Here is a 3,501-nt window from a genome sequence, read left to right as displayed (position 1 = left end):
CGCGGTATTCGTTGCGAAAAGCATCATACACCCGACGTTGATTAGCGCCCATTTCGCACCAAAGAACCATTTCGGTTTTCTCCGGAAGGTCTTTAGCAACTTGCTCTTTGGTACGACGGAGCATAAAGGGATAAATCAGTCTTTTTAGTTCATTAGATTTCTCTTCACTTCGATCGCGGTCAATGGGCAGGGCAAAATTTTCCTTGAAGAAATCCATTCCTCCAAGCATTCCGGGATTCAGGAAATTCATTTGAGCGTACAGGTCGAAGGTATTGTTTTGCACCGGGGTTCCTGTCAAAATTAACTTATGTTTGGATTGAATGAGGTTAACTGCCTTGGTAATTTTAGCTTCCGGGTTTTTGATAGCCTGACTCTCATCTAAAACAGTGTAACCGAACATTATATCCTTCATCCATTCAATATCGCTGCGAAGGGTGCCATAGGTCGTAATAACCAAGTCGGATTTAAGCAAGTTTTCGGGACCCAGTTTTCGTTGTTGCCCATGATGAATGGTATATTTCATGTCGGGGCAAAACTTTTTTATTTCATTTTCCCAGTTAAACACGAGTGTATTTGGGCAAACCACTATGGAAGGCAAACCGGAATTCTGAGAAGTTCGATAATGTTGAAGAAAAGTGAGAGCCTGTAAAGTTTTCCCCAGGCCCATGTCATCGGCGAGGCAGCCACCAAATCGAAATTCATTCAAGAAATTCAGCCAATTAACCCCTGCTTTTTGGTAAGGTCTCAAATCTGCTTTAATACCGATCGGAATTTCAACCTGGGTAATTTTATTAAAATTCTTCAGTTTTTCCCGTTTTTCATCCAATTCCATTCTCACCGCAGAATCATCTATTTGTTCGTATAGTTCATCCACCAATGAAAAGTGGTGTTTACTCACCTTCATACCTGTTTTTTCAAACTTTGCCAATTTCAGCATAGTTCGGTATTTATTCAACCATTCTTCCGGCAGAATTCCCAAGGTGCCATCTTCCAGTTGCACAAACTTTTGGTCATTTAATACAGCTTTCCGAAGCTCTTTCAGGGTAATATACTGATCACCAAAACTCACTTCTACGTTAACATCAAACCAGTCTATTCCGCTACCAATGGTTAATTTAACTGTAGGTTTATTGGGGTTGTATTTAAAATGCTGAAGTTCTTTTAATCCAAGTACATCGGCGCCCAGGCTTTTCAATTGTTCAAAGAGGTTAAAAAACCATCCACCTTCGAGGGCATCATCAAACAGCAGGTGAAAAAACTCTCTATTTTTTTGGGTTTCAAACTTAGGATGCAGGTTTTGAACGGCTTTAAAAAAGTCATCTTCTTTTTCCAAATCCCGTTCAATTATGCTAAATTTCTTGGAATTTTTAGCCCAAATGGTTGTACGACCATCGCGTTCCACCAAGGTAGTTCCGTAGCGGAACACCGGGGTAAGAAGCAGGTGAGTGTTATTCAGTTCGGCCAAATAAACCAAGGGTTTAAAGGAGCTACCTTCCGACTTGGTTATTACTTTTTCGGGTAGATTTAATCGGTTGGAATGTTGTATAGGCAAAACAAATTTCTCCATAAATGCATCTTTATCCCTGATATTTGATTTGATGCAATTTTCTTCGCCAAACTCAGCAATCAAGGCAGAGTCGCCCGGATTTTTGGGGAGATAAAGCGCGTTACCATGGGTTAAAAAGAATTCCGAACGAATTTTCAGTGGGTCCCTCAATTCTTCGCCATTGTACCAAAATTCGAGACTAGCCCAAATAAATTCCTTATCCTCCTGCACTTTCACACAAACTTCAACAGGCAAAGGCATAACGGAAAGTGGTTCAAGCGAACGCAATCCTATTCCCACCTGTTGAGGTGAAAAGAACAACATTTCTTCTTTCGACAAAGTATCCAGGTGTGTGAGGATGAGTCCATGAACAAACTTTCTAAGTTCAAATAATTCCTCATCCGAAAACATATTGGAGTAAGCAAAGGCATCTTCGGCACTGATAGAATTCAGGTTACGGACCGAGAAGGTATTAAAATACCCTACGATGGATTTAGGGCTTAGCTTACTACAAAGGTCTATGAGTTGTTTTTGTTGTTCGGTATAGCTAATTAAGGAAGGAGGAAAATCGGGGAAAAACTCTTCCAGGTTTGAAACAAAAGATTTTTTATCCTTTTTCAGTTTTCCGGTAACCGGTTTCAGTGAAAAATAAGGAAAAGTATCCAAATCTGTTTTCAGAACAAATCCCACACCGGTATCTGCATCATAGGAACGGATAGGCAAATGTTCATTGAGTGGTCGACCCGGATTGATTTTAATTCCGATTTTCTGATGAAATCGACCCCAATTTTCGAATTCAGATAATTTTCGAAGGCTATGATCCAGCACCACCAATTTTACCTTACCACCAAAGCTGGAGAATTGAAACTTATCGGCCCATGAATCTTCGAGGGTATAGCCGTATTCGGCCAGAAGTTGACGTTTTTGAGTATTGGGATCTACCAAAGAGTCGAGGTAGTTGCGGCCAAAGCGTTTATTCAGAGTAAGAGCAAGGGCTACTTTGTGTTCGCAGAGGGCGAACGTTCGTTTACGGCAATCGCATTTTGACTGGATGGGGCCCATTTCAAGTTTTTCGAGTTCGAGTTGAAATGTACTTTCACCATCCAGCACTTGGGCTGTTACTTTTCGGTTTTCGGCGGTTTGCACAAAAACCAGGTTTTTCATAAAAATGGTATATCCTAATTGCCATTCATTGCGGCCGGCAGTTTTTGAGATGGTATCCGAATCCAGGTCAAGGAGTTTTGTTTCCTGCCATTCAACCGGAATTTTTATTGCTGCAATTTCCTCTGCTTTATCCTCAGCAGTAAGCGGAACAACCGGAGATGACAAGTGGTTTTTGAGATAAAGCAAGGAAGCAACAACGTGTTTACAATTAAATCCAACCGGACAGGTACAATTGTTTTTTACCGTATCAAAATGGGTAAATCCCATGAGGCTAACGGTATATTCACCCATAAAACTTTCGCTTGACACCTTAAACAGTGCATTTCGCTTTTCAATCTCCAACTTTACCGGTCTAACCCCCTGATTTAAAAGAATCCTTCTTCCCCGGGTAACGCTTTCGGTATTTAGCCTTTTGATGTATTTTTCAATTGCACTGGCAATAGCTTGCATTCGCCTTAAATAAACCGCAAAAGTAGTGCTTTCGCTGCCAGAAACTACAAAGAGAGAAAAGTAAATTTAGTATTTTTAGGAAATCAGGACGAAAAGGCAGTGATAACCTGATAGCGATAGCCCCTGAGTACTTCAAATTGGCTTCAAGCAGATCAGGCACTTACCCGAACTTTGTATGTTGGCAGGCAATTCGGGTTTGCACCCTCGGGCAACGATAGAGCCAAGTAGCCCACAGGACCCCGACGGCGTTAGCCTAGGGGGACGAGGACTACAGGCGATAGCGTGACCCGAACGCCATTTGCCTGAAGGTTGGGTTTGCAGGAATTTGGCAGGCGGAAGGG

At 41.8% G+C, this 3,501-nt stretch carries 1 protein-coding gene; it reads right to left on the bottom strand.

Annotated features, from left to right (window positions below; translation table 11 throughout):
- Positions 1-3,160 (bottom strand): SNF2 helicase associated domain-containing protein (locus tag K1X82_15190; protein MBX7183455.1); only part of this gene is annotated, 3,160 nt, incomplete at its 3' end.
- Positions 3,161-3,501 lie beyond the last annotated feature (341 nt).

It is taken from the genome of Bacteroidia bacterium, assembly GCA_019695265.1.
In the GTDB taxonomy this organism is placed as follows: domain Bacteria; phylum Bacteroidota; class Bacteroidia; order JAIBAJ01; family JAIBAJ01; genus JAIBAJ01.
This window is presented reverse-complemented; position numbering and strand designations above follow the sequence as displayed.